The organism is Bradyrhizobium sp. RT6a (assembly GCF_040547675.1).
GTDB lineage: Bacteria > Pseudomonadota > Alphaproteobacteria > Rhizobiales > Xanthobacteraceae > Bradyrhizobium.
In genome coordinates, this window is the sequence record NZ_JBEPQC010000003.1 from 301,436 (window position 1) to 327,250 (window position 25,815).

Below are 25,815 nucleotides of genomic sequence, written 5' to 3' on the forward strand. Positions count from 1 at the left end.
GGCGAACAAGAAGTAGACTTGAAAAATGGAGGAAAAGTCAGTGTTGAAAAAGATGACAATGGTGGTGGCGGTCTCGGCCGCGGCGATGATTGCTACGACTGGCGCCGGCATGGCGCAGACCAAGCTGAAATGGGCCCATGTCTACGAGACCTCGGAGCCCTTCCACACCGCGTCGGTCTGGGCCGCGCAGGAGATCGGCAAGCGCACCAACGGGCGCTATGCGATCGACGTCTATCCGGCGTCGCAGCTCGGCAAGGAGGCCGACATCAACCAGGGCCTTTCGCTTGGTTCGGTCGACATCATCATCTCCGGATCGAGCTTCGCCGCGAAGAGCTTTCCGCCGATCGGCGTTACCTATTATCCCTACACCTTCCGCGATGCCGATCATCTGCTCGCCTACACCAAGAGCGACATCTTCAAGGAGCTTACCAAGGGATATGAGGACAAGAGCGGCCACCACATCGTCGCGGTGACCTATTACGGGGTGCGCCAGACTTCGTCGAACAAGCCGATCAAGACCTGTGTCGACCTCAAGGGCCTGAAGATGCGCGTGCCCGACGTTCCCGCCTATCTGGCGATGCCGCGCGCCTGCGGCGCCAACACCGCGCCGATCGCGTTCGCTGAAGTCTATCTCGCGCTCCAGAACGGCACCGTCGAGGCTCAGGAGAACCCGCTGACCACGATCGAGGCCAAGAAGTTCTACGAGGTGCAGAAGCACATCGTGCTGACCGGCCACATCGTCGACCACCTCAACACGGTGGTGGCCGGCGCGCTCTGGAAGAAGCTCAGCGACGAGGACAAGAAGATCTTCACCGACGTCGCGCAGGAGGCCGCCGCCAAGGCGACCGCGGAGATCAAGCAGAACGAGGCCAAGCTGGTCGCCTTCTTCAAGGAGAAGGGCCTGACCGTGACCGAGGTCGACAAGAACGAGTTCCGCGACACCGTGCTGAAGAACGTCGCGTTCGAGACGTTTGGCTATCGCAAGGCCGACTGGGAACGCATTCAGGCGGTGAAGTAACGACGTATCGTCATCCCGGGGCGGTCCGCAGGACCGAACTACGGTGCGCAATCGCGCACCTGAGAATCTCGAAGGTTCCGGGTCTGGTGCTAGCGCACCATCCCGGAACGACGTGATCAGTTTGAGGAGCACACCCATGTCCACCGCCGAAACGCACCGGCAGATCACCGCGGACGAGATCGCCCACACCTTCGAGGAGGAGGCGGCACCCAAGGTCGATCTCGGCATCTACGCTTTCGAGGACTGGGTCGCGCTGGCGATCTTCTGGGTAATGGCGCTCGCCGTCTTCCTCCAGTTCTTTACCCGCTACGTGCTCAACGACAGCTACGCCTGGACCGAGGAGATCGCGACCTACTGCCTGATCGGCGTGGTCTTCATCGGCTCCTCGATGTGCGTGCGGCTGTCGCGGCACATTCAGGTCGACCTGCTCTATCGCTATCTGCCGCACCTCGTGGCGCGGGCGTTGTCGACGGTGATCGACCTGATCCGGATCGCCTTCTTCGGCTACGCCATCAAGCTGGTCTGGGTCTACATCCAGATCATCGGCGACGAATCCATGACCACGATCAATCTTCCCAAGGACTACGTCTACTACGCGGTGCTGCTCGGCTTCGTGCTGATGTTCGTGCGCTCTCTGCAGGTGGCCGTGCAACATTTGCGACAGGGCTATTCGATCCTCGAACGTCCCGGCGCCTACGATGGTTTTGAAGGGTAATCCCATGTTGCTGTTGCTTGGAGGCTTTCTCGTCCTGATGCTGCTCGGCGTACCCGTGGCGATTGCCATGGCGGCGTCGTCGCTGCTCTACATCCTGGTCAGCGGCGTGACTCCCGACGTCACGCTGGCACAGCGCATGATCGCCGGCGTCGAGAGCTTTCCGCTGCTCGCCGTGCCGTTCTTCATCCTGGCCGGCAATCTCATGAACATCGCCGGCGTCACCGGGCGCATCTACAAGTTCGCCGTCGCGCTGGTCGGCTGGATGCGGGGCGGCCTTGGCCATGTCAACATCATCGGCTCGGTGATCTTCTCCGGCATGTCCGGCACCGCTATCGCGGATGCCGCCGGTCTCGGCACCATCGAGATTAAGGCGATGAAGGACCACGGCTACTCGACGGAATTCTCCGTCGGTGTCACCGCGGCGTCGGCGACGCTCGGGCCGATCATCCCGCCGTCGCTGCCTTTCGTGATCTACGGCATGATGGCCAATGTCTCGATCGGCGCGCTGTTTCTGGGGGGTGTCATTCCAGGCGTCGTGCTGACGCTGCTCATGATGGCTACCGTCACCTATTTCGCGCACAAGAACAAATGGGGCAACGATACGCCGTTCTCCTGGCCGCAATTGGGGTCGGCGGGGCTCGAGATCCTCGTCGTACTGAGCTTCCCGATGGCTGTCTGGCTTCTGACGGTCGCCGGTCTCTCCACCAATTGGGCAGTTGGGATTGGTCTGGTCGTGCTGCTCGCGATGGACTGGTACTTCGACTTCTCCGCGGTGATGGCGCTGATGGCGCCGGTCATCCTGATCGGCGGCATGACGCTCGGCTGGTTCACGCCGACGGAAGCGGCGGTCGCCGCCGTGATCTGGTCGCTCTTTCTCGGCCTCGTGCGCTACCGCACCATGACAATGAAGACGGTGGCGAAGGCGACCTTCGACACCATCGAGACCACGGCGTCGGTTCTGTTCATCGTCACGGCCGCCTCGATCTTCGCCTGGCTGCTCACGGTGTCGCAGGCAGCCCAGATGCTGTCGGACTGGATGCTCAGCATCACCCACAACAAATGGGTGTTCCTGGCGCTCGCCAACGTCCTGATCCTGTTCGTCGGCTGCTTTATCGACACCACGGCGGCGATCACCATTCTGGTGCCGATCCTGTTGCCGATCGTGCTCAAGCTCGGCATCGACCCGATCCATTTCGGTCTGATCATGACGCTGAACCTGATGATCGGCCTGTTGCATCCGCCGCTCGGCATGGTGCTGTTCGTGCTCGCGCGCGTCGCAAAACTCTCGGTCGAGCGCACGACGGTGGCGATCCTGCCCTGGCTGGTGCCGCTGATGCTCGCGCTGCTCGCGATCACCTACATTCCCGAACTGACCCTCTGGCTGCCGAAATACATGGGACTTTCCAAATGACCTCAACTGCTCTCGCCGCAACCCTGTTTGGCCCCGAAGATCTGCGCATGGTCGAGCATCCGCTCGACAAGCTCGCGGAAGGCATGGTGCGCATCCGCTTCGGCGCCGGCGGCATCTGCGGCTCGGACATGCATTATTTCCGTCATGCCCGGACCGGCGATTTCGTGGTGAAGTCGCCGCTGGTGCTCGGCCACGAGATCTCCGGCGGGGTCGTGGAGATCGCGGGCTCCGCAGCGAACCTGAAGGTCGGCGACCGTGTCGCCGTCAACCCGTCGCGCTGGTGCGGCCACTGCGTCGCCTGCCGCCAAGGCCGGCAAAACCTCTGCGAAAATATCTACTTCATGGGCTCGGCCTCGAAGACGCCGCACATGCAGGGAGGCTTTGCCAATTACTTCGACGCAATCCCGGCGCAGTGCGTGAAGATCCCCGATCATGTGTCCTATCAGGCCGCGGCGCTGGCGGAGCCGCTCGCGGTCTGCCTGCACGCGGTGGCGCGTGCCGGCAACATCGAAGGCAAGCGCGGCATCATTTTCGGTGCCGGTCCGATCGGGCTTCTGACCATGCTTGCCGCGCGCCGCGCCGGCATGACAGACATCACAGTGGCCGACATCGCGCCGGCGCCGCTGGCCTTTGCGACCCGGCTCGGCGCCTCACACGTCGAGAATGTCGCAGCCGGCGAGGAAGGCCTGAAGGCGCAGGCCGCGTCGCGCCCCTACGATGTCGCTTTCGAAGTCTCGGGCACGGCTGCAGGCCTTGCCAGTGCGATCGGTATCGTCAGGCGCGGCGGCGTGGTGGTGCAGATCGGCAATTTGCCGGGTGGCCAGATTCCGGTACCGGCCAATGCGGTGATGGCCAAGGAGATCGACCTGCGCGGCTCATTCCGCTTCGGGCTCGAGTTCATGACGGCGGTGGAGCTGATTGCGGACGGCAGCGTCGACGTGCTGTCTCTGGTCACCGCCGAGCGGCCGCTGTCCACCGCGCCGGACGCGCTGCGGCTGGCCCTCGACCGCTCGCAGAGCGTCAAGGTCGTGCTGACCGCGAACTGATCCGGGAGAATTCTTATGATGCTCGAGGGATGGCGCTGGTACGGGCCCGATGACCCTGTGTCGCTGGATGATGTCAGGCAGGCCGGCGCGAGCGATATCGTCTCGGCACTGCATCAGGTGCCGATCGGCGAAGCCTGGACACGCAAGGCGGTCGAGGAGCGCAAGAATTTCATCGAAAACGGCCAGCCCGGCCGTTCGCAGCTGACCTGGTCGGTGGTGGAATCAATTCCGATCCCCGACGATGTCAAGCGTCTCGGGGCTAAGGCGACGCGCTCGATCGAGACGTGGATCGCCAGCATGGAGGCGGTGGCCGCGGCCGGCATCAAGATCATCTGCTACAACTTCATGCCCGTCGTGGATTGGTGCCGCACCGATCTCGAATGGGAGTTGCCGAACGGCGCTCGTGCCATGCGCTTCGACCAGGACCGTTTCGCCGCCTTCGAGCTGCAGATCCTGAAGCGGCCGGCCGCCGCCGCCGAGTATTCGCCGGAGCAGCAGGTTCGTGCGAAAAAGCTGTTCGACCAGATGAGTCAAGCCGATATCGATTACCTCGTCATGGTGATCGCCAGCGCGCTGCCGGGCTCGACCACCGAGCCGATGACCATCCCGCAATTCCGCGACCGGCTCGAAACATATCGCGACGTCACGCCAAAAATCCTGCGGCAGCATCTGGCCGAGTTTTTGGGCCGCGTCACACCCGTCGCCGAGCAGCTCGGGGTCTCATTGACACTGCATCCGGACGACCCGCCGCGCCCGTTGTTCGGCCTGCCGCGCGTCGCGTCCAGCGCCGATGACTATCAGGCGTTGTTCGATGCCGTGCCGTCCAAGGCGAATGGTATCTGCCTGTGCACGGGGTCGCTCGGCGTGCGCGCCGAGAACGATCTTCCCGCGATGGCCGAACGCTTCGGTCCGCGTATTGCCTTTGCGCATCTGCGCGCGACCAAGCGCGAGGGGGATGGCCTGTCCTTCTACGAGTCCGATCATCTCGACGGTGACGTCGACATGGTCGCGGTGCTGAAAGCGCTGCTGAAGGAGAACGCGCGACGTTCGCCCGACAACCAAATCGTCTTTCGTCCCGACCACGGTCATCGCATGCTGGACGATCTCGCCGCCACTAAGCGCACCAATCCGGGCTACACCGCGATCGGCCGCCTCCGCGGCCTGGCCGAGCTCCGCGGCGCGATCCGCGCGATCGAGCATCAGTAGCACGCGGCCATCGCGCCGAGGTTCGGATAGAGCCGGTCGATCGCGGCAATCTCGCCTTGCATCTGCGCGATGATCCAGTCGCGGATCTCGGCGGCGATGGGGCGCATCGGCCGGTTGCGCGGTGGCAGGAATTCGCAGATGCGGCGTGTGGTGGTGAGCGTGTCGGAGGCCGGCACCAGCGCGCCGGTCAACAGCCAGTGCGAGGCGACCGTCAGCCAACCGAGCGCGATGCCCTGGCCGAGCAGGGCGGCCTGCATCACGACGGCATAGTCCGTGAAGCTCAGCGCCTTGGCCGCACCGCGGCGCCCCGTGAGAAGCGATGCGTAATCCGCGGCCCAGTCGCCCGGCGTCTCGGCGAGCCGAATGATGGTGTTGCCCTCAGTGGGATCGGTTTCGCCGAGATAGGCTGGGCTGCACATCGGCAGCATGACCTCCTTCATTACCAGCGTGCCGCCGGATGACGGCTCCTCGCGATCGCGGAAGCGCATGCCGAGATCGACATTTTCCACCGGTCCGCGCAGCGCGCCGGAGATCAGTTGAAAGCGCAAATCGACCTGCGGGAATTGCCGCTGCAGCTTGTCGATCCGCGGCATCAGCCAATGCGTTGTGAAGGCGGAGGAGACCGACAGCGTCACCGTCTCCGTGCCCTTGCGGCGTCGCTCGATCTCGACCAACCCGCTCTCGATGCTGCGAAAGCCTTCGAGCACGCGGCGATACAAGAGTTCGCCTTCCTCGGTGAGCACCGCGCGTCCCGCCTTGCGGTCGAACAGGCGGACGCCGAGATGGTCCTCGAACTGGCCCAGCATCCGGCTCACCGCGGGCTGGGTGACGTTCAGTTCGGCGGCCGCCGCCGTGAAGCTGCCGTTGCGCGCCGCTGCGTCGAAGACGAACAGGGCGTTACTTGAGGGCAGCATCCGGCGCAGCTCGGGCATAACGCCATGTTATGAGCCGGGTGAGAATTTGGCAATTGCCGAGTTTTGCCAAGTCTGGTGTCATCGACATGACAGCTTAAAGACAGGGCTTGCGAGCGAAGAACTTGGTGCGGTGCACGCTTCGAGCGTGAATGTTCAAGTTTCTTGTCTATAAAGCAGGCTTATGGCGCGCAGTGAGGCACGCCATTGTAGGGACATGGCGAGGTCGATCGTTGGACAAACGAGCGGAAAGCGTCGAGATCAGATCCGCGAGCAAGGCCTATGGCGCCGTTCGCGCTCTCGACGACGTGTCCCTCAATGTCGCCGCCGGCGAATTCGTCTCGCTGCTCGGCCCCTCCGGCTCCGGCAAGACCACGTTGCTCGGCATCCTCGGCGGCTTCATCCTGCCATCGAGCGGAACGATCCTGTTCGGCGGTCGTGACGTCACCTGGATGCCGCCGCACAAGCGCGACATCGGCGTCGTGTTCCAGAACTACGCGCTGTTCCCGCATATGAGCGTCGGGGAGAACGTCGCCTTTCCCTTGCGCGCGCGACGGCTGCCGAAGGCGGCCTGGCCGGACAAGGTACGCGCGGCACTTTCGATCGTCGGCCTTGCCGGCTACGAAGAGCGCGGCATCGCGCAACTCTCCGGCGGCCAGCGCCAGCGCGTGGCGCTCGCACGCGCCATGATCTTCGAGCCGCGGCTGATCCTGATGGACGAACCGCTGTCCGCGCTCGACAAGCAGCTGCGCGAATCCATGCAGATCGAGCTGCGCACGCTGCACAGGCGCATCGGCGCCACCATCATCTACGTCACCCACGATCAGCGCGAAGCGCTGACCATGAGCGACCGCGTCGCCGTGATGAAGGACGGCAGGCTGATCCAGATCGACGCGCCCGAGCGGCTGCACGATCATCCCGCCGATTCCTTCGTCGCGAGTTTCATTGGCGAAGCTACGATGCTGCCGGTGCGGCGCATCGATGCCTCCGGCGTTGCACTCGGCAATGTCCTTCTGCGCAGCGCCCGCGCCATTCCTGACGGAGACTCGCTGATGCTCGCCGTGCACAGCGAAAAGCTGCTGATCGACGACGGCGCGCAGGACACCGCCTGCAATCGGCTCACCGGAACGGTCACCGACATCGTCTATCAGGGCGAGAGCCTGCGCATCTTCCTCGCGCTCGCCGACGGCGTCGTGCTCAGCCTGCGCCAGGCGAGCCACCACGAAGCCTACAGCCGCATCCCGCCGCTCGGCGGCAGTCTCACCGTGACCCTTCATCCCGAGGACACCATCGTCGTGCCCAGGGTGAGGGACTGAACCGAAGTCTTGTCCAACCGAGAGAAGAAGCCAAAAATGTCGTCAGCAGCCTCGTTCAGCAATTTCAAGGTTCTCACCTTCGACGTCGTCGGCACCTTGATCGATTTCGAGACCGGCGTGCTCTCCGCGGTGCGCAGGATCTCGGGCAAATCGCCGGCCGAGCTCAGCGACGACAAGATCTTCGAATCCTATAAGCGTGGCCGCGACAAGCACCATGAGCGTTCGAGCGAGGTGATGTTCCATGTCTATCGCTATCTCGCCAAGGAGCTCGGGCTGCAGGCCGATGACGCCTCCTGCGACGTTTTCCAGCTCGCGGTGCTGCGCTGGGGACCGTTCCCGGACTCGGTCGAGGCCTTGAAGCGCCTGCGCACCAAATTTCGGCTGGTCGCCATGACCAACGCCGACCGCGTCGCGCTCTCCTGTTACGCGCATGCGCTCGGCAATCCCTTCGACGATACCGTGTGCGCCGACGAGACTGGCGTTGCGAAACCAGATCCGGAGTTCTTCGCCTACAACAAGGGCCGCCAGTCCGCTTTCGGCTACAAGCAGTCCGATATCCTGCACGTCGCGCAGAGCCAGTATCACGACATCGGGATCGCGCGGAAACTCGGCTACAAGGTGTGCTGGATCGAGCGCCGTCAGGGCATGGCCGGCTTTGGCGGTACACCGGCCGTGGAGACGCTGACCAAGCCAGATTTCCATTTCCCGACATTGAAAGCGCTTGCCGATGCGGCCATCGGACCGGCGGCGTAGGGCATGAGCGGCGGCATGACACGGGACTGGAACGCGCTGCCATCGGCCAATTCGCTGTGGGCCGCCACGGCGGAGCCGGCGCGCGAGTTTCCGGTCCTGTCGGGCGAGCAGCAGGCGGATGTGGTGATCATCGGGGCGGGCTATACCGGCCTGTCGGCGGCACACCACATCGCCAAAAGCGGTTTGTCGCCGATCGTGCTCGAGGCCAACCGCCCGGGCTGGGGCGCGAGTGGCCGCAATGGCGGCGTGATCACCGCAAAATTCCGCCTCTCGTTCCGCGACATCGACGCTGTGCACGGCCGCGCCGTGGCGCAGCGCATGTACGAGATCGCGCATGAATCGATCGACATCGTCGAGGAGCTCGTCGCCGAATATGACATCACCAGCGCAAATCTGACGCGCTCCGGCCAGGTCAAGGCGGCGCACAACGAGACGACGCTCCGGGCCGCGATAGACGAAGCCAACTGGATGACGCGCGAGATGGGGAGTGCCGAGGTCCGCATCCTCGACAAGGGGCAGGTGCGCGACGAGACCGGCTCCGACATTTTCGTCGGCGGCGTGCTCAATCCCGGCTCCGGCGGCATCCATCCGCTGAACTATCTGCGCGGCCTCGCCGGAGGCGTGGCGCGCCGCGGCGTGCCGATTTACCAGGAATCGCCGGTCGTAAGCCTCCGGCACGAGAACGGCGGCATCGTCGCCGAAACGCCGCAAGGCGCGGTGCGGGCAAAGCAGGCGATCATCGCCACCAACAGCTACTCCGACCTCACCGGCGCGACCGCGAACATGCAGCGCACGCTGATCCCGTTCCGCAGCGCCATGATCGCGACCGAAAAGCTGCCGCGCAATCTGGCGGGCAAGCTGATGCCGGCGGGCCGCACCTACACCGAGACCAAGCGCATGATGCGCTGGTTCCGGATGGTCGACAATCGCGTGATCTTCGGTGGCCGCGGTGCCTTCGGCAAGCAGGACTCCGCAGCCGCGTTCGATGCGCTGCGCAAGGCGATGGTGGGTATCTTCCCCGACCTTGCCGATATCCCGCTTGCCTACAAATGGTCGGGCCTGGTCGCGATGACGCTGGACTCGGTGCCGCATATCGGCCGCATCGACGACCGCACGCTGTTCTCGATGGGCTACAACGGCGCGGGCGTGGCGATGTCGAGCCTGATGGGCCGCTATCTCGCCGCCTTCGTGCGCGGCGAGACGCCAGAGGTCGGACTGCTCGACGCGCGGCGATTGAAAGCTATCCCGTTCTATCCGTTGCGCGAGCCCGCCGTGCGCATGGTCGCCGGCTGGTACCAGTTTCTCGATGCGATCGGTCAGTGAATTTAATTGGTGACAGAGGAGGCGAGGATGACGACGAAACGAGATTTTCGATTTGGCTACGCTTTGTTGGGCGGATCGCTCGGATTGTTTGCAACAACCGGCATCGCCGCCGCCGAACAGATCACCTTCGTCTCGCAGGGCGGGGCCTACCAGCAGGCGCAGACGGTGGCGATCCTCGATCCCTCCGCCAAGAAGCTCGGCATCACCGTCAACCAGGACTCCATTCCCGACGCCTGGCCCGCGATCAAGACGCAAGTCGGCAGCGGCAAGCCGATCTGGGATGTCGTGGATACTCCGACCGGCAACTGCCTGCGTGGCGGCGAGCAGGGGCTGATCGAGAAGCTCGACTTCTCGAAGATTCCGAACGGCGCGGCGATGCCGGAGGGCTATCGTAGTCCGTACTCGGTGTCCTACGAGTTCTATTCCAGCGTTCTGTCCTACAGCCAGAAGACATTCCCGAAAGAGGCGCCGAACAGCTGGGCCGACTTCTGGGACGTGAAGAAATTTCCCGGCCGTCGCGCACTGCGCAACCACCCGTTCGCGACGCTCGAGGCGGCGCTGATGGCCGACGGCGTCGCGCCCGACAAGCTCTATCCGCTCGACGTCGACCGCGCCTTCAAGAAGCTGGAAGAAATCAAGCCGAATATCACGGTGTGGTGGACCTCCGGCGCCCAGTCGGCGCAGCTTCTCAATGACGGCGAGGTCGACATGGAGATGGCCTGGAACGGCCGCGTCAGCGCGGTCGCCAAGGAGGGCGCCAAGGTCGCCTTCACCTACAACCAGGGCGTTTTGCAAAGCACCTCGCTCTGCATCCTCAAGGGCGCGCCGAATCTCGAGACGGCCGTCAAGTTTCTCAACGAGGCCGTCGATCCCGTGCACCAGGCCAATCTGCCGCTGCATATCGACTACGGTCCGGGAAATCCAAAGGCGTTCGAGGCCAACGTGATCAAGCCCGAGCGCGCCGCGCAATTGCCGAGCGAGCCGGCCAATGCGGCCAAGCAGGCGCTGATGTCCTACGCCTGGTGGTCCTCGCCGGCGGGCGAAGCCGCCGAGAAGCGTTGGGCGTCGTTCATGCAGAAGTAAGCGAAGCGAGGCTGCGTTGACGATATCCGTGCCAGATCCATCGCAAAAGCATCAGCGCCGCGAGCATGCGCTGATGCTGGCATTGGTGTCGCCGGCGCTGCTGGTGATCTTGGCTCTGATCGTGCTGCCGGTCGGCTGGCTCGCCTGGCAGTCGATCTACCACAACGGCTTCACGCTGGAGAATTATCGCCGCGTCTTTACCGAAGACATCTACTGGCGAAGCTTTGCGCTGACCTTCGAGATCAGCCTCGCGGTCACGGGAATCGCGCTGCTGCTTGGCTATCCCGTGGCATATCTCGCCAATTCGGTGCCGAAAGGGTGGAGCATCCTCATCCTGTCGCTGGTCGTGCTGCCATTCTGGACCAGCGTGCTGGTGCGGGCCTATGCCTGGCTGGCGCTGCTCCAGCGCACCGGCGTGATCAACCAGTTGCTGCGTTATCTCGACGTGACAGGCGAACCGCTTGCTCTGGTGCACAACACCTTCGGCACGGTGGTTGCGACGGTACACATCCTGTTGCCGTTCATGGTGCTGCCGCTCTACGCCACCATGCAGAAGATCCCGTCCGATCTGATGCAGGCGGGCGCGAGCCTGGGGGCGAGCCCGTCGCTCACTTTCGTCCGCGTCTTTCTGCCGCTGTCGTTGCCGGGCGTGCTCGCGGGCTGCACCATGGTGTTCGTGCTCTGTCTCGGCTTCTACATCACCCCGGAGCTGCTCGGCGGCGGCCGCACGGTGATGGTGTCGATGCTGGTGAGCCGCAATGTCGAGCTCTACAATCAGTTCGGCGCTGCGAGCGCGGTCGCCGTCGTGCTGCTCGTCAGCGTGCTCGCGATCTTTTTCGCCGTCAGCCGCTTCATCTCGCTCGATCGCATATTGGGGCAGAAATGACGCGATTGTCGCCCGCCCGGATCGCCCTCTATATGATCAGCGCGCTGGTGCTGGTCTACCTGATCCTGCCGGTGCTGATCATCGCGCCGATCTCCTTCTCCAGCGCGCGCTTTCTGACCTTTCCGCCGCCGTCGTTCTCGCTGCGCTGGTATCAGCAGTATTTCTCCAGCACGGCCTGGATGCAGGCGACGCGGGTGACGCTGACGGTCGCGCTGCTGACCGCGGTTATCGCGACGCCGCTCGGCGTCGCCGCCGCCTATGCCATCAGCCAGTCGAAGCTGCGCATCATGCGGCTGATCCACATGATGCTGCTGTTGCCGCTGGTGGTGCCGATCATCATCACCGCGGTGGGCATCTTCTTCCTCTATGCGAAAGTCGGCTTGGTCGCGACACTGCCGGGCCTGGTACTGGCAAACGTCATGTTGGGCCTGCCATACGTCATCATCTCGGTGCTGGCGGGCCTGCAAAGCTTCGATCCGGCGCAGGAAATGGTGGCGCTTAGCCTCGGCATGAACCGCCTGCGCAGCTTCTTCGCGGTGACCTTACCGCAGATCAAGTCCAGCGTGGTCGCAGGCGGCATCTTCGCCTTCATCTCGGCGATGGACGAGACCATCGTCGCGCTGTTCATCTCCGGCGGCCAGTATCAGCCGCTGACCAAGCGCATGTTCACCGCGCTCCGCGACGAGATCGACCCGACCATCGCCGCGATCTCGACACTGATGACGGCGGCCTCGTTCATGCTGGTGCTGCTGGCGAGCGCGCGGCAGCGCAAAGGGGCATGATGGCAAGGGGGCCTGCTCCCCGGTCGACGTCCGAGAGAGGCATGGCTGCCGCCGCTATTTGCCGGAGAGGCATGACGAGGCCGTAATGCCGGGCAGCGGTTTCGGCCTTGCACCTTGTTTCCGGCTGTCCTACGCCAGCCCGGAACAAAATTTTCGCGAAGCTGCGAAACGCATCGCCAAAGCCTTGAGGGAGCCGTCATGACCATTCGCAACACCCGCACCGGGGGCCAGATCCTGATCGATCAGCTCGTCGCGCAAGGCGTCGAGCGTGTCACCTGCGTGCCGGGCGAGAGCTACCTTGCGGCGCTCGACGCGCTGCACGACAGCCCGATCGACGTCATGATCTGCCGCGCCGAAGGGGGGGCCGCGATGATGGCGGAGGCCTATGGCAAGCTCACCGGCCGCCCCGGAATCTGCTTCGTCACCCGCGGCCCCGGCGCCACCAATGCCAGCCATGGCGTCCACATCGCGATGCAGGATTCCACGCCGATGATCCTGTTCGTCGGTCAGGTCGACACCGGCATGCGCGAGCGCGAGGCGTTCCAGGAGCTCGACTACAAGGCGGTGTTCGGCACCATGGCGAAATGGGCCGTCGAGATCGATCGTCCCGACCGCATTCCGGAACTGGTCGCGCGCGCCTTTCGCGTCGCCATGCAGGGCCGTCCCGGTCCCGTCGTGATCTCGCTGCCCGAGAACATGCTGACCGAGACTGCTGCCGTTGCGGATGCCATGCGCATCGAGCCGGCGGTGAGCTGGCCGGCGCCTGCCGATATCGAGCGCGTTGGCGCCATGCTTGCGAGCGCCAAAGCACCGCTCGTCATTCTCGGCGGCTCGCGCTGGACCGATGAGGCGACCAAGAGCATCGCGCGCTTTGCCGAACGGTTCGACCTGCCGGTCGCAACCTCGTTCCGCCGCGCGTCGCTGATCGACGCCGATCACTCGCACTATGCCGGCGATCTCGGCATCGGCCCGAGCCCGGGCCTGAAGACGCGCATCGACCACGCCGATGTGATTCTGCTCATCGGCGGCCGCATGTCGGAAATGCCGTCCTCATCCTACACGCTGCTCGACATTCCGACCCCGCGGCAGAAGCTGATCCACGTGCACCCGGGTTCGGAAGAGCTCGGCCGCGTCTATCAGCCCGAGCTCGCGATCCAGGCCACGCCCGCCGCGTTCGCGGCCGCGGTCGAGACGCTGAAGCCCGCCGGCGCGGTCGCCTGGAAGGGCGAAGCCGCCAAGGCGCATGCCGATTACCTCGCCTGGACCGACAAGGCACGCGAGCTGCCGGGCACGTTCCAGTATGGTCAGGTCATGACCTGGCTGCGCGATCGCCTGCCCAAGGACGCGATCGTCTGCAACGGCGCCGGCAACTATGCCGGCTGGATTCATCGCCATCACCGCTTCCACAGCTTTGCCTCGCAGCTCGCGCCGACCTCGGGCTCGATGGGTTATGGCGTGCCGGCGGCAGTGCTCGCGAAACGACAATATCCGGACCGCACCGTCATAGCCTTCGCCGGCGACGGCTGCTTCCTGATGAACGGCCAGGAGTTCGCGACCGCCGTCCAATACGACGCAGCCCTCGTCGTCATCGTCGTCGACAATGCGCAATACGGCACCATCCGCATGCACCAGGAACGCGACTATCCCGGTCGCGTGGTCGGCACCCAGCTCAAGAACCCGGATTTCGCGATGTACGCAAAAGCGTTCGGCGGCCATGGCGAGCGCGTCGAGCGCACCGAGGAGTTCGCGCCGGCGTTCGAGCGTGCGCTCGCCTCGGGCAAGCCGTCGATCCTGCATTGCATCATCGATCCGCGCGCGATGTCGGTCAGCAAGGACTTTGCGCCCGTGGTGAAGGCTTAAGCGATGTCGGAGGGCCGCCACGTCGCCATCATCGGTGCCGGCGCGGTCGGCGTGATCAGCGCCATTGAGGCGCTGCGCGAGGGCCATCGCGTCACGCTGATCGATCCGGGCGATCCCGGTGGCGAACAGGCGGCGAGCTACGGCAATGCCGGCTGGCTCTCCTCGCATTCGGTGATCCCGCCGGCTGAGCCCGGCGTCTGGAAGAAGGTGCCCTTCTATCTGATGGATCCCCTCGGACCGCTCGCGATCCGCTGGTCCTATCTGCCGAAGGCGCTACCCTGGTTGATCAAATATCTGCTCTCGGGCTGGACCGAGGCGCGGGTCCAGACGACGGCCTTTGCGCTGCGCGACCTTCTGAAGGACGCGCCTCTGTTGCACAGGAAGCTCGCGGAGGAGGCGGGCGTCCCTGAATTGATCGAGCGTAACGGCGTGATGCACGTCTTCCTGTCACGCGGCAATTTCGACAATGATCTCGGCTGGCGCGTGCGCAAGCGCGTCGGCGTCGAATGGCTGGAGCTTTCGGCCGACGAGATGCGTCAGCGCGAGCCCGATTTGCATCCACGCTACACTTTCGGCGTGGTGGTGGAGGAGGCCGGGCGCTGCCGCGACCCCGGAGCCTATGTCGCCGCGCTCGCGCAACATGCGCTGGCAAGCGGCGCCAAGCTTGTGCGCGCCAAGTCAATCGGGCTGAAGCTATCCGGCAACAAGCTCGTGGCTGTCCTAACCGAGACCGGCGAGATCCCGTGCGATGCCGCGGTGATTGCCGCCGGCGCGCATTCGAAGCGGCTCACCGCATCCGTCGGCGATCCGCTACCGCTGGAGACCGAGCGCGGCTATCACGTCATGATCGAGAATCCGGAAACGGGGCCACGCAGCTCGATGATGGCCTCGGATGCGAAGATGGTGGTGAACTGGACCGACAAGGGTTTGCGTGCCGCCGGGACGGTCGAGATCGCAGGCCTCGAGGCCGAGCCGAACTGGAAGCGCGCCGAGATTTTGCGCAACAACCTCTTCAGCATGTTCCCAAAACTGCCGACGGACATTCCGGCTTCGCGTATCAAGACCTGGTTCGGCCATCGGCCGAGCATGCCGGACGGACGTCCCTGCATCGGTTACGCGCGGGCCTCGCGCGACATCGTCTATGCCTTCGGCCACGGCCATATCGGCCTGGTCGGCTCGGCGCGCACTGGTCGTCTCGTCGCCCAGCTTCTGAGCGGCAAGTCGCCGGAAATTCCGCTCGCGCCGTTTTCGCCCGATCGTTTTCTCTGAGACCGCATCATGACCGCTCCAGCCAACTCGTCCTCCCGAATCGCCCGCGGCGGCAAGGCCATCTATGGAGCGCCGCTCGGCATCCTGATGCTGGAGGCGCGCTTTCCCCGCATTCCCGGCGACATGGGCAACGGCACCACCTGGCCATTTCCCGTGCTCTACCGCGTGGTGAGCGGTGCCTCGCCGGAGAAGGTGGTGTTGAAGGGCGCCGCCGGTCTGCTGCCGGATTTCATCGATGCGGCGAAGGATCTGGTGCGGCTCGGGGCCGAAGCCATCACCACCAATTGCGGCTTCCTCTCACTGTTCCAGAAGGAGATCGCCGCCGCCGTCGGCGTTCCCGTCGCGACCTCGTCACTGATGCAGGTGCCGTGGGTGCAGGCGACCTTGCCGCCGGGCAAGCGCGTCGGCCTCGTCACGGTATCCGGTTCGACCTTGACGCCGGCCCATCTCGCAGGTGCCGGCGTGCCGCTCGATACGCCGCGGGTCGGCACCGAGGACGGCAAGGAATTCTTCCGCGTCCTGATCAAAGCCGAGAAGGACGACATGGACATCGCGCAAGCTGAACGTGACGTGGTCGAGGCCGGCAAGGAGCTGGTCGCCAGGAACCCGGATGTCGGCGCGATCGTGCTGGAATGCACCAACATGCCGCCCTATGCAGCGGCGCTGCAGGCCGAGGTCGGATTGCCCGTCTACGATATCTATTCCATGATTACGTGGTTTCATGCCGGACTGCGGCCGCGTCGGTTTGGCTAGAGGTCGAGAAGCTGCCGATGACTCCTCTTCCTTCTCCCCTTGCGGGAGAAGGTGGCGCGAAGCGCCGGATGAGGGGTATCTCTCCGCGCGTGAATGCGCGGTGAGATACCTCTCACCCTTGCGAGTTCGTATCAGCCTGCGGTGATGCCCTCTCCCGCAAGGGGAGAGGGCGCAGCCATGCGCATCGTGCGCTGTCCCACCGGCAGTGGAAGAGGCAGCTATACAATCCCTCGATACCTGATCGCGCCAGACGGTCAGAGCTTTCGGGCCTGAACATCGCTAGAGTGCCGCTCGAAATCACGGAGACAAGCGGTGCACAGCCTTCAATCCAATCCCGACACGCGCGCAGACGATTGGCCGTCCGAGCTCTACCGCATCCTGAAAGCCGCCGACGTGCGGCAGATGTCCTACGTCCCCGATGCCGGCCACAGCCAGCTCATCAGCCTGTTCTCGGCCGACCGCGACGTCACCACCAACGTGCTGACGACGGAAGAGGAGGGCGTTGCCATCGCCGCAGGCGCCTGGCTCGGTGGACAGCGCAGCGTGCTCTTGATGCAGTCGAGCGGGGTCGGCAATTGCATCAACATGCTGTCGCTGTCGGCAATCGGACGATTTCCACTGCTGATGCTGGTGACGATGCGCGGCGAATGGGCCGAGTTCAATCCCTGGCAGGTGCCGATGAGCCGGGCTACCCAGCCCTCGCTGGAGGCGATCGGCCTGAAGGTGATGCGCGCGGAGACAGGAGAGGATCTGATCGAGACGGTCGAATCGGCCGCGGCGCTTGCCTACGAATCCGATCAGCAGATTGCCGTTTTGATCGGGCAGCGCCTGATCGGCAAGAAGAAGTGGTGATGCCAATGCAAGCTCAACTCGATCGCCGCGCCGCGGTCGCCGCGCTCCTGAAGAATCGCAAGGACACGCTGGTCGTCTCCGGCCTCGGCTCGCCTACCTATGACCTTCATTCGGTCGGCGACCACGACGGCAATTTCTATCTCTGGGGCGCCATGGGCGGCGCCGCGCTGATCGGGCTTGGCCTCGCGCAGGCCCAGCCGGGAAAGCGCGTCCTCGCCTTGACCGGGGATGGCGAGCAATTGATGGGCCTCGGCGGCATGGCGACCATCGGCGTCGCACGCCCGCGCAATCTCGACATCGTCGTGATCGACAATCAGCATTTTGGCGAGACCGGGATGCAGGCCAGCCACACCGGGCGCGGCGTCGATCTCACCGCGATTGCTGTGGCCTGCGGCTTTGCCGCGACCGGAACCGTGCGGACGCTCGAGGAGGTGGCACGTCTGGCGACGCAGCTCGACGAGACGGCCGATGGCCCGCGGCTTTTTGTCATCAAGGTACTGGCCGAAAATCCGCCGCGCTCGCTGCCCTCGCGCGATGCTGTCTTTATCAAGAACCGGTTCCGTGCTCATCTCGGCTTCGCGGCGGCCTGAGCCGGGTTTCTCGCCCGGCGACAGTCTGCTGTCGAAGCAGATACTCTGGAGTGAGACCATGAAACTATCCGGCAAGGTCGCCGCCATCACCGGCGCGGCGCGCGGTATCGGCAAGGCTTGCGCGAAACGATTCCTGGACGACGGCGTCAAAGTCGTCATCTCGGACGTCGATGCCGATGGCTTGGCCGCGACGGCTGCCGAGCTCGGACGGCCGGAGGCCTTGCGCACTGTCGTCGGCAATGTCGCAAAGCGCGCCGATGTCGACCAGCTGGTCGCAACTGCCGCAAAGGAGTTCGGCCGGCTCGACATCATGGTCAACAATGCCGGCGTCGCCCGCAACCGGGACCTCCTGGAGATTTCCGAAGAAGAATTTGACGAGATCATCGGCATCAATCTGAAGGGCGCGTTCTTCGGCGTGCAGGCGGCGGCGAAGCAGATGATTGCGCAAGGTAGCGGCGGCGGAGTCATCATCAACATGTCTTCGGTGAACGCGCTGCTGGCGATCCCGGCGCTTGCCACCTACGCCATGTCCAAGGGCGGCATGAAGCAGCTCACATCAGTGGCCGCCGTCGCGCTGGCTCCGCACAATATTCGCGTCGTCGCTGTCGGGCCGGGCACGATTTTGACCGACATGGTGGCATCGTCCATCTACACCTCGGAGGATGCCCGCAAAACCGTAATGTCACGCACGCCGGCCGGCCGCGGCGGCGAGCCGGGCGAGGTGGCCTCCGTCGTGGCGTTCCTGGCAAGCGACGATGCGTCGTATATCACGGGACAGACGATCTATCCGGATGGTGGGCGGTTGATCCTGAATTACACGGTGCCGGTGAGGGACAAGTAGGGCGGACCCATTCTCTGTCATCGCCCGGCTTGACCGGGCGATCCAGTACGCCGAGACGCCCGCGGTGAACCGAGGTGCCGCGGCGTACTGGATGCCCCGCTTTCGCGGAGCATGACAGCGGAGGTCGGATGAGGCAGCGAGCCCCTCACTCCGCTGCAGCCGTCATCCCGTGACCCAGCCGCTTCGAGATCCCGCCGGCGCAGTCGCGCAAAGCGTTTGCGATCGGGCTGTCCCAGCGCGCGTCAAAAGTGCCTTCCGGCCCCATCGCGGTGATCACCAGCGCGACATGGCCGGAATGGTCGAACACCGGTGCGGAGAATGCGTTGACGCCGGGCAGGGGGTCGCCGAGCGCGCGGACGAGGCCGTGCTTGCGGACCTCGGTGAGCATGTCGGCGAGCTTCGCGCCTTTCATGGTGCGCTTCGGATTGTAGCCGACGCCGTGACGATCGAGGCCGCTTTCGAGTGCGGCGTTGATGGTTTTCTCCGGCAGGAAGGCCGCAAAGGCTCGACCCGTGGCCGTCTCCAGCAGCGCCATGACCGAGCCGGCCCGCATCACGATGTGAACGGGCTGGCCGGGTTCTTCCAGCTGCACCACGGTCGGGCCGTGCGTGCCCCAGACCGCGAGCGAGACCGCATGCCCGATCTGACTTGCGAGCGCTGCGATCTTCGGTCCTGCGATGCGTACGCCGGACAGGCGGCGCAGGCTGATCAGGCCGAGCTCCAGCGCCAGCGCGCCGATCTCGTAACGGCCGGTGGTCTCGTCCTGCTCGATCAGGCCGATGCGGGAGAAGCTGGCGAGATAGGGATGCGCCTTGGCCGGCGTCATGCCGGCCTCGCGTGCGAGATCGCGCAGCATCATCGGCTCGCCGCTGCGGGCGAGCGCGCGGAGCAATTCGCCGCCGACCTCGATCGACTGGATGCCGCGGCTTTCTCTCTTCATGCGCCTCCTGGCGTGGCTGACGCCGCGTTGCGCCTGGCGGCGCTGTCGGCGAGATGACGGCCGGCAATGTAGCCGAACGTCAGTGCCGGCCCAAGCGTGATGCCGGCGCCGGGATAATTGCCGCCCATGATGCTCGCCATGTCGTTGCCGGCGGCATAGAGCCCGGGAATCACACGTCCCTCCGCATCGAGCGCCCGCGCGTTCTCGTCGGTGACGATGCCGGCATAGGTGCCGAGATCGCCAACCACCATCTTGATGGCGTAGAACGGCCCGTTCTCGATCGGCGCGACGCAGGGATTCGGGCCGTGCAGCGCATCGCCCTGATAGCGGTTATAGGCCTTTGACCCCTTGCCGAAGGCCGCATCATGTCCCTGTGGTGCGGTCGCATTGAACTGCTTGACGGTCCCGACGAACGCCGTGCTGTCGATGCCCGCCTTTGCCGCGAGCGCCTCCAGCGTCTCGCCGCGCATGAGATAGCCGGTCTTGAGGTGATGACCCAGCGGCATCGGGAATGGCGGTACGCAGCCGAGGCCGTATTTGCGCAGGGTCTGGTGATCGCAGACCAGGTAGGCCGCGATCTCCTCGCCGGGCTTCGCCGCCTTGACCATGGCCTGGACGAAGTCGTGATAGGAATTGCCCTCGTTGGCAAAGCGCTTGCCGTCACGCATCACCGCGATCACGCCGGGTTTGGCGCGGTCGATGAAATGCGGCATCACGCCGTTTGAGCCGTCCTTGCGCTTGGTGACCGAGACCGGGACCCAGGCTGCCGCGTTCGGCAGGCGGTCCTCGATGTGTCCGCCGGCGTTCTCGGCAAGGCGCAAGCCGTCGCCGGTGTTGCCGGTCGGTCCCGGCGAAAAATGCTCGTTCCCAGTCGGCGCGTGTGGGAACATCTTCTTGCGTCGTTCGACATCATGCGGGAAACCGCCGCAGGCGAGCACGACGCCTTGTCTTGCACGAATGCGGACGTCGCGTCCCTCGCGGCTGACAATGGCGCCGGTGACAGTGCCGTTCTCGACGGTCAGCTCGCGCATCGGCGCAGACAGCCACATCGGAATCTTCAAATCCTGTGCGGACTTTGCCAGGCGCCCGGCGAGCGCATTGCCGTTGGTCAGCGTCATGCCGCGGCCATAGCGCAGCACGTCCATCAGATGCCGCGACAGGCGCTTTGCGACATAGACCGCCGAGGTCAGCGACTTCGTCGCGCGCATGAAATGGACGATGTCCTTGCCGGATCCGAGCATCATGCCGAATACGGTCAGCTCGGGCAGGGGCATGCCGAGGGTCTTGATCTGGCCGCCGAGCTCGCGGCCGTCGAACGGGCGTGCCACCATCGAACGACCGCCCTGGGTGCCGCCGGGCGCCTCGGCGTGGTAGTCCGGGAACACCAGCGGCATGTCGAAACGGAGCGCCGTCTTGCTGGTGAAAAAATCGACCGCCTCGGGCCCGGCGCTCAGGAACGCATCGACCCGCGCGGCGTCAAAGTTGTTGCCGGCTTCGTGCCGCAGGTAAGTCCGCGCCTGCTCCGGCGTGTCCTCGATGCCGTAAGCCTTTGCCAGCGACGTGCCGGGAATCCACAACCAGCCGCCGGACCGCGCGGTCGTGCCGCCGAATCGCGGCTCCTTCTCGACGATCAGGACGTCGAGGCCGCGATAGCGTGCGGTGATAGCGGCCGACATGCCGGAGCAGCCCGATCCGGCCACGAGCACATCGCACTCATAGGTTTCGCCTGCGTTGCGCTCGTTGCCGGTCATGCGGGCCTCACTTCTTCAGCAGCGGACATTTGGACTCGGAGACCGGGCGGAAGGCGTCCTCTCCCTTCACCGTCTTGATGATCTCCAGATAATCCCAGGGTTCTTTGGACTGCTCGGGTGTTTTCACCTTGGCGAGATACATGTCGCGAATGACGCGGCCATCCTCGCGCAAGCGTCCGCCATGGACGAATGTATCCTCGATCGGCAGCTCGCGCATCTTGGCCATCGCCTTGGCGGGATCATCGGTGCCGGCGGCCTTGATGGCCTTGAGATAATGCAGCACCGAGCCGTAGACGCCGGTCTGGATCATGGTCGGCATCACCTTGGTGCGCTCGTAGAATTTCCGCGACCATGCGCGGGTCGCCTCGTCCATGTTCCAATACGACGCGGTGGTCATGTAGGTGCCCTGCGCGGATTTGAGGCCGATCGCATGCACGTCGGTGTCGAACATCAAGAGGCCGACCAGCTTCTGGCCGCCCTGGACCAGGCCGAACTCGCCGGACTGCTTGATCGCATTGTCGGTGTCCTGGCCGGCATTGGCGAAGGCGACGACGTCCGATTTCGAGCTTTGCGCCTGGAGTGCAAAGGAGGAGAAATCGGCCGTATTGGTCGGGTGCTTCACGCCACCCAAAACCTTGCCGCCCATCTCGTTGATGAAGCGCGTGGCGTCCTTCTCGAGCTGCTGGCCGAAGGCGTAGTCGGCGGTGATGAAGTACCAGGATTTTCCGCCTTCCTTGATCACGGCGGAGGCCGTCACCTTCGACAGCGCGTAGGTATCGTAGGTGAAATGCACGGTGTTGGGGCTGCAAAGCTCGTCGGTCAGCGAACTCGCGCCGGGGCCGGAGAGCAGCGCAATCTTGTTGCGCTCGCGCACCATGTTGTGCACGGCGATCGCGATTCCGGAATTGGGGATGTCGACGACGGCATCGACTTTGCCGTTGTCGAACCAGCCGCGCACGATCTGTACGCCGACGTCGGTCTTCATCTGGTGGTCGGCGCTGATGATCTCGATCGGCTTGCCGAGCACGGTGGGCCCGAACTCCTCCACCGCCATTTTCGCGGCCTCCACGGAGCCCGGCCCACTGTTGTCGCGGCCCCAGCTCGACAGATCCGTCAGCACGCCGATCCGCACCGCGTCGTCGGAGATTTGCGCGTTCGCAACGGTGGTCATGGCAACCGAAGTCATGGCCGCGAGCATGGCGCAGGCCAAAAGCCCTCTCATCGTCGTTCCCTCTCTTTTTGGGCCGCTTGGCGCGGCTGGTTGTTCTGGCAGACAAATTAGATAATGGCGAATAAGTTTGTCAATGGTGAATACGGACTACGTCGTCCCGGCGAAGGCCGGGACCCATACCGCGTGGTCTATCGCTGCCGGGCGGTCGCAGTACCGGAGCACGGGTCCTCGCCAAGCTCCTCCCTGTGGTTATGGGTCCCCGGCCTTCGCCGGGACGACGGTGAGGAGGCAGTGGCGCGAAAATCTCGCATCGTGATCTGGGGAGAACTAACACTCCCACAAGTTGCAACCACCATCCTGATTAGCCATGATGCCACCCGGAAATTGTGGGGCGCGGCAATGACGGCAGCATCAGGGGTCTCCAGTGCGGCGGAGAAATCGACGACGGCGCATGTGGTGTGGGCGAGCGCGCTCGGCACCGCGATCGAATGGTACGACTTCCTGATCTACGGCACGGCGGCGGCGCTGGTGCTGAACAAGCTGTTCTTCCCGAGCTTCGATCCCTTCGTCGGCACACTGGCGGCATTCTCGACCTATGCGGTCGGCTTCGTGGCGCGGCCGATCGGCGGCGCGATCATTGGGCATTATGGCGATCGGCTCGGCCGCAAGAAGATGCTGGTCGCGACCATGATGGCGATGGGACTGGGCACGTTCCTGATCGGTTGCCTGCCGACCTACAGTCAGATCGGCGTCTGGGCGCCGATCTTCCTCGTCATTCTGCGCTTCATCCAGGGCATCGGACTCGGTGGCGAGTGGAGCGGCGCCGTGGTCATGGTGGCCGAGCACGCCGGCAACCGCCGCGGCTTCTACGGCAGCCTGGTGCAGATCGGCTTCCCCGTCGGCGTCGCCGCGTCTACCGGGATTTTTGGTCTGATGACGCAGCTGCCCGAAGCGGACTTCCTGAGCTGGGGCTGGCGCGTGCCGTTTCTGATCAGCATCCTGCTCGTCGGCGTCGGCTTCATCGTACGGCTGAAACTCGCGGAGACGCCGCACTTCAAGGAGGTGCTCGAGCGCAAGGAGGTGCTGGCGCAGCCGGCGCTGGAAGTCCTGCGCCGCGACTGGCGCAGCTTCCTGCTGGCGGTCGGTATCACCGTGTCGGAAGTCGGGCTCGCTTATCTCCTCACTGTCTTCACCGTGGTCTATGCCACGACGCAGCTCGGCCTGCCGCGGCAGGTGATCCTCAATGCGGTGGTCTATGCCGCGCTCGTCGAGCTCGCGACGCTGCCTCTCGCCGGCTGGCTGTCCGACATCTTCGGCCGCAAAGCGCTGTATCTCGCCGGCGGCGTGTTCTCGGTGGCGTTGGCGTTTCCGTTGTTCTGGTTCCTCGACACCAGGGAGCCGGCCCTGATCACGCTCGCGCTCGTCGTCACGATGACACTGACGCATGCGCTGCTGTTCGGGCCGAAGGCTGCCTTCATGCCGGAGCTGTTCCGCACTCAGGTGCGCTACAGCGGCGCATCGCTGGGAGCCAACGTTGCCGCCGCGCTGAGCGGCGGCTTCTCGCCGCTGATTGCGACGGCACTGCTGGCATGGGCCGGTTCTTACTGGGCCGTGTCGGTCTACATCATCGCACTGTCGATCGTCACGATCATCGCGACGCTGATGGCGCCGGAGACGGCGCGGGACCAGCTCAGGTCCTGAGGGCGCCTTCATTACGTCTGCGCGCGAGCGGGCCCGCGCGTTCGAAGCCATCATTTTGTATGCAGGTCTTGACGCCTTCTTATGCGCGTTGCCAAAAGCCGATGCAGTGGGGCGAACCATTAGCCGCGTTTATGCAGCGAATTTTTACTTCCAATTTTACTTCACAACATCCCGCCCATAGCCTCCCTCGCAATTGATCACATCCGCAGCCGGTCAATGGCGACCGGTGCGAGCGTTCATCGTAACCAACGAGGGTTGCCATGCTTGACAGGGACAAGGGGACATCCACTGCCAATCCGGCGGGGACGAGCGACAAGCCTGCGAAAAAGCTGAGCAGGCGCACGCTGTTGAAGGGCGCCGCGGCGGTGGCCGGCGCGGCCGCAGGATCGGACGCGATCCGCGGATTCCCGACCATCTGGGCGCAGGAGATCAAGGATATCGAGCTGCGCCATGTCGGCGTGTCCTATTCGGTGGTGAAGGCGATCGGCGACCAGGCGGCCAAGGATCTCGGCTTCAAGGTGACGATGCAGAACCTCGACACTTCCGCTGCCATCAACCGCTTCATAAGCCAGCCTAATACGGTCGATATCGCCGATCTCGAAGGCTGGCAGGCCAAGCTCGCCGCCAAACGCGGCGTGATCCAGGGCATCGAGGTCAAGAAGGTCAAGGAGTTCGACAACATCCTGCCGATCTTCACCAAGGGCGAGATCGACGGTCACAAGATCCCGCGCCAGGGCATCTCGCCCTACGAGGCCATGTATATCGCCAAGCCCGATTCGACCGACCTCAACGACGGCGTGACCGAATGGGCGACCTTCCTGCCGCAGGTTTATAACGCCGACTCCATCGGCTACCGCCCCGACCTCGTCGGCCATGAAGTCACCGAATGGAAGGATCTGATCGATCCCAAGTTCAAAGGCAAGGCCGCGATCCTCGACGTGCCCGCGATCGGCATCATGGACGCCGCGCTCTGCTTCGAAAGCGCCGGCCTGATCAAGTACGGCAACAAGGGCAACATGACCAAGGAGGAGATCGACTTCACCTGCAACAAGCTGATCGAGCTCAAGAAGCAGGGCCAGTTCCGGGCGACCTGGACCACCTTCGACCAGTCGGTGCAGTTGATGGCGGCGGGTGAAGTGGTGATCCAGTCGATGTGGTCGCCGGCGGTTGCCGCGGTGCGCGTGAAAGAAATCCCCTGCGTCTACGCGCCGGTCAACATCAAGAACGGCAAGGAAGGCTATCGCGGCTGGTGCAACGGCATGGGCCTGATGAAGCATCTCTCCGGCAAGAAGCTGGACGCGGCCTACGAATATCTCAACTGGTATCTGTCGGGTTGGCAGGGCGGCTTCGTCGCCCGCTACGGCTATTACAGCCCGGTGCCTTCGACTGCGAAGAAATTCCTCACGCCGGCCGAATGGGCATTCTGGTACGAGGGCCAGCCCGCGCCCGAGGTGGTCAACGACCCCTATGGCGTGCCGATGGAGAAGAGCGGCACCAAACGCGACGGCGGCTCGTTCCTCGACCGCGTCAAGAACATCTCCTGTTGGAACACGCTAATGGACGAAGCCGCCTACATGAACAAGCGCTGGAACGACTTCAAGGTGGCCTGAAACCTGCTTTCCCTGACTGAACGAAGC

23 protein-coding genes are annotated in these 25,815 nt (G+C 64.3%); 19 read left to right on the forward strand and 4 right to left on the reverse strand.

Annotated features, from left to right (window positions below):
• Positions 1 to 58 precede the first annotated feature (58 nt).
• From ABIC03_RS19475 to uxuA, 5 genes are all read left to right on the forward strand, one after another.
• On the forward strand, positions 59 to 1,018 hold the full coding sequence (locus ABIC03_RS19475) for a sialic acid TRAP transporter substrate-binding protein SiaP (RefSeq protein ID WP_354060882.1): 960 nt from the start codon (positions 59 to 61) through the stop codon (positions 1,016 to 1,018).
• 136 nt (positions 1,019 to 1,154) lie between these two features.
• Positions 1,155 to 1,733, forward strand: a complete 579-nt coding sequence (locus ABIC03_RS19480; protein WP_027570511.1) for a TRAP transporter small permease — start codon at positions 1,155 to 1,157, stop codon at positions 1,731 to 1,733.
• 4 nt (positions 1,734 to 1,737) lie between these two features.
• On the forward strand, positions 1,738 to 3,144 hold the full coding sequence (locus tag ABIC03_RS19485) for a TRAP transporter large permease (RefSeq protein WP_354060183.1): 1,407 nt from the start codon (positions 1,738 to 1,740) through the stop codon (positions 3,142 to 3,144).
• Positions 3,141 to 4,190, forward strand: a complete 1,050-nt coding sequence (locus ABIC03_RS19490; protein ID WP_354060185.1) for an L-idonate 5-dehydrogenase — start codon at positions 3,141 to 3,143, stop codon at positions 4,188 to 4,190. Before ABIC03_RS19485 ends, ABIC03_RS19490 begins: the two co-directional genes overlap by 4 nt.
• A 15-nt stretch (positions 4,191 to 4,205) precedes the next feature.
• A complete protein-coding gene (gene uxuA / locus ABIC03_RS19495) occupies positions 4,206 to 5,396 on the forward strand; it encodes a mannonate dehydratase (protein WP_354060187.1) in 1,191 nt (396 codons plus the stop codon).
• Here the strand turns inward: uxuA and ABIC03_RS19500 are convergent.
• Positions 5,390 to 6,328, reverse strand: coding sequence for a LysR family transcriptional regulator (locus ABIC03_RS19500; RefSeq protein WP_354060189.1), 939 nt, complete (start codon positions 6,326 to 6,328; stop codon positions 5,390 to 5,392). The genes uxuA and ABIC03_RS19500 overlap by 7 nt on opposite strands.
• 212 nt (positions 6,329 to 6,540) lie before the next feature.
• Between ABIC03_RS19500 and ABIC03_RS19505 the strand changes: the two genes are divergently transcribed.
• The 12 genes from ABIC03_RS19505 to ABIC03_RS19560 all read left to right on the forward strand — a co-directional run bounded on the left by ABIC03_RS19505 (position 6,541) and on the right by ABIC03_RS19560 (position 18,615).
• On the forward strand, positions 6,541 to 7,623 hold the full coding sequence (locus ABIC03_RS19505; RefSeq protein ID WP_354060191.1) for an ABC transporter ATP-binding protein: 1,083 nt from the start codon (positions 6,541 to 6,543) through the stop codon (positions 7,621 to 7,623).
• A gap of 36 nt (positions 7,624 to 7,659) precedes the next feature.
• Positions 7,660 to 8,376 carry an HAD family hydrolase gene (locus ABIC03_RS19510; protein ID WP_018454007.1) on the forward strand — a complete coding sequence of 239 codons (717 nt, stop codon included), beginning with the start codon at positions 7,660 to 7,662 and terminating at the stop codon, positions 8,374 to 8,376.
• A 15-nt stretch (positions 8,377 to 8,391) separates the two neighbouring features.
• Positions 8,392 to 9,699, forward strand: a complete 1,308-nt coding sequence (locus ABIC03_RS19515) for an NAD(P)/FAD-dependent oxidoreductase (RefSeq protein WP_354060193.1) — start codon at positions 8,392 to 8,394, stop codon at positions 9,697 to 9,699.
• 27 nt (positions 9,700 to 9,726) lie between these two features.
• Positions 9,727 to 10,782 carry an ABC transporter substrate-binding protein gene (locus tag ABIC03_RS19520; RefSeq protein ID WP_354060195.1) on the forward strand — a complete coding sequence of 352 codons (1,056 nt, stop codon included), beginning with the start codon at positions 9,727 to 9,729 and terminating at the stop codon, positions 10,780 to 10,782.
• Between the two features lie 73 nt (positions 10,783 to 10,855).
• Complete coding sequence (locus ABIC03_RS19525) at positions 10,856 to 11,668, forward strand: ABC transporter permease (RefSeq protein WP_354060884.1); 813 nt, start codon at positions 10,856 to 10,858, stop codon at positions 11,666 to 11,668.
• A complete protein-coding gene (locus ABIC03_RS19530) occupies positions 11,665 to 12,450 on the forward strand; it encodes an ABC transporter permease (protein ID WP_354060197.1) in 786 nt (261 codons plus the stop codon). The genes ABIC03_RS19525 and ABIC03_RS19530 overlap by 4 nt, the downstream gene beginning before the upstream one ends.
• Positions 12,451 to 12,648: 198 nt before the next feature.
• Positions 12,649 to 14,310, forward strand: coding sequence for a thiamine pyrophosphate-binding protein (locus ABIC03_RS19535; RefSeq protein WP_354060199.1), 1,662 nt, complete (start codon positions 12,649 to 12,651; stop codon positions 14,308 to 14,310).
• Positions 14,311 to 14,313: 3 nt separating this feature from the next.
• Positions 14,314 to 15,579: an NAD(P)/FAD-dependent oxidoreductase gene (locus ABIC03_RS19540; protein ID WP_354060201.1), complete on the forward strand. Its 1,266-nt coding sequence runs from the start codon at positions 14,314 to 14,316 to the stop codon at positions 15,577 to 15,579.
• A 9-nt stretch (positions 15,580 to 15,588) separates the two neighbouring features.
• Positions 15,589 to 16,332 (forward strand): aspartate/glutamate racemase family protein, encoded by a 744-nt coding sequence (locus ABIC03_RS19545; RefSeq protein WP_354060203.1) that lies wholly within the window; start codon positions 15,589 to 15,591, stop codon positions 16,330 to 16,332.
• A gap of 312 nt (positions 16,333 to 16,644) precedes the next feature.
• Positions 16,645 to 17,184 (forward strand): thiamine pyrophosphate-binding protein, encoded by a 540-nt coding sequence (locus ABIC03_RS19550; protein ID WP_354060205.1) that lies wholly within the window; start codon positions 16,645 to 16,647, stop codon positions 17,182 to 17,184.
• Entirely contained in the window at positions 17,184 to 17,774 is a 591-nt protein-coding gene (locus ABIC03_RS19555; protein WP_275169317.1) for a thiamine pyrophosphate-dependent enzyme, read from the forward strand. The genes ABIC03_RS19550 and ABIC03_RS19555 overlap by 1 nt, the downstream gene beginning before the upstream one ends.
• Before the next feature lie 58 nt (positions 17,775 to 17,832).
• Positions 17,833 to 18,615, forward strand: a complete 783-nt coding sequence (locus ABIC03_RS19560) for an SDR family NAD(P)-dependent oxidoreductase (RefSeq protein WP_275169316.1) — start codon at positions 17,833 to 17,835, stop codon at positions 18,613 to 18,615.
• 145 nt (positions 18,616 to 18,760) lie between these two features.
• Here the strand turns inward: ABIC03_RS19560 and ABIC03_RS19565 are convergent, their stop codons facing one another.
• Genes ABIC03_RS19565 through ABIC03_RS19575 form a run of 3 tightly spaced genes read right to left on the reverse strand, consistent with a single transcriptional unit; the run spans position 18,761 to position 22,528 of the window.
• Positions 18,761 to 19,555: an IclR family transcriptional regulator gene (locus ABIC03_RS19565; RefSeq protein ID WP_354060207.1), complete on the reverse strand. Its 795-nt coding sequence runs from the start codon at positions 19,553 to 19,555 to the stop codon at positions 18,761 to 18,763.
• Positions 19,552 to 21,306, reverse strand: a complete 1,755-nt coding sequence (locus ABIC03_RS19570; RefSeq protein ID WP_354060209.1) for an FAD-dependent oxidoreductase — start codon at positions 21,304 to 21,306, stop codon at positions 19,552 to 19,554. Before ABIC03_RS19570 ends, ABIC03_RS19565 begins: the two co-directional genes overlap by 4 nt.
• Positions 21,307 to 21,313: 7 nt before the next feature.
• The gene (locus ABIC03_RS19575; protein ID WP_354060211.1) at positions 21,314 to 22,528 is read right to left on the reverse strand and encodes an ABC transporter substrate-binding protein; all 1,215 of its coding nucleotides are present in this window, start codon (positions 22,526 to 22,528) and stop codon (positions 21,314 to 21,316) included.
• A 348-nt stretch (positions 22,529 to 22,876) separates the two neighbouring features.
• On the opposite strand from ABIC03_RS19575, the gene ABIC03_RS19580 reads away from it, so the two are divergent.
• Together ABIC03_RS19580 and ABIC03_RS19585 are read left to right on the forward strand one after the other, a co-directional pair.
• A complete protein-coding gene (locus tag ABIC03_RS19580; RefSeq protein ID WP_354060213.1) occupies positions 22,877 to 24,178 on the forward strand; it encodes an MFS transporter in 1,302 nt (433 codons plus the stop codon).
• A 260-nt stretch (positions 24,179 to 24,438) separates the two neighbouring features.
• Positions 24,439 to 25,788 (forward strand): ABC transporter substrate-binding protein, encoded by a 1,350-nt coding sequence (locus ABIC03_RS19585; RefSeq protein WP_247358416.1) that lies wholly within the window; start codon positions 24,439 to 24,441, stop codon positions 25,786 to 25,788.
• The last annotated feature ends 27 nt before the right edge of the window (positions 25,789 to 25,815 follow it).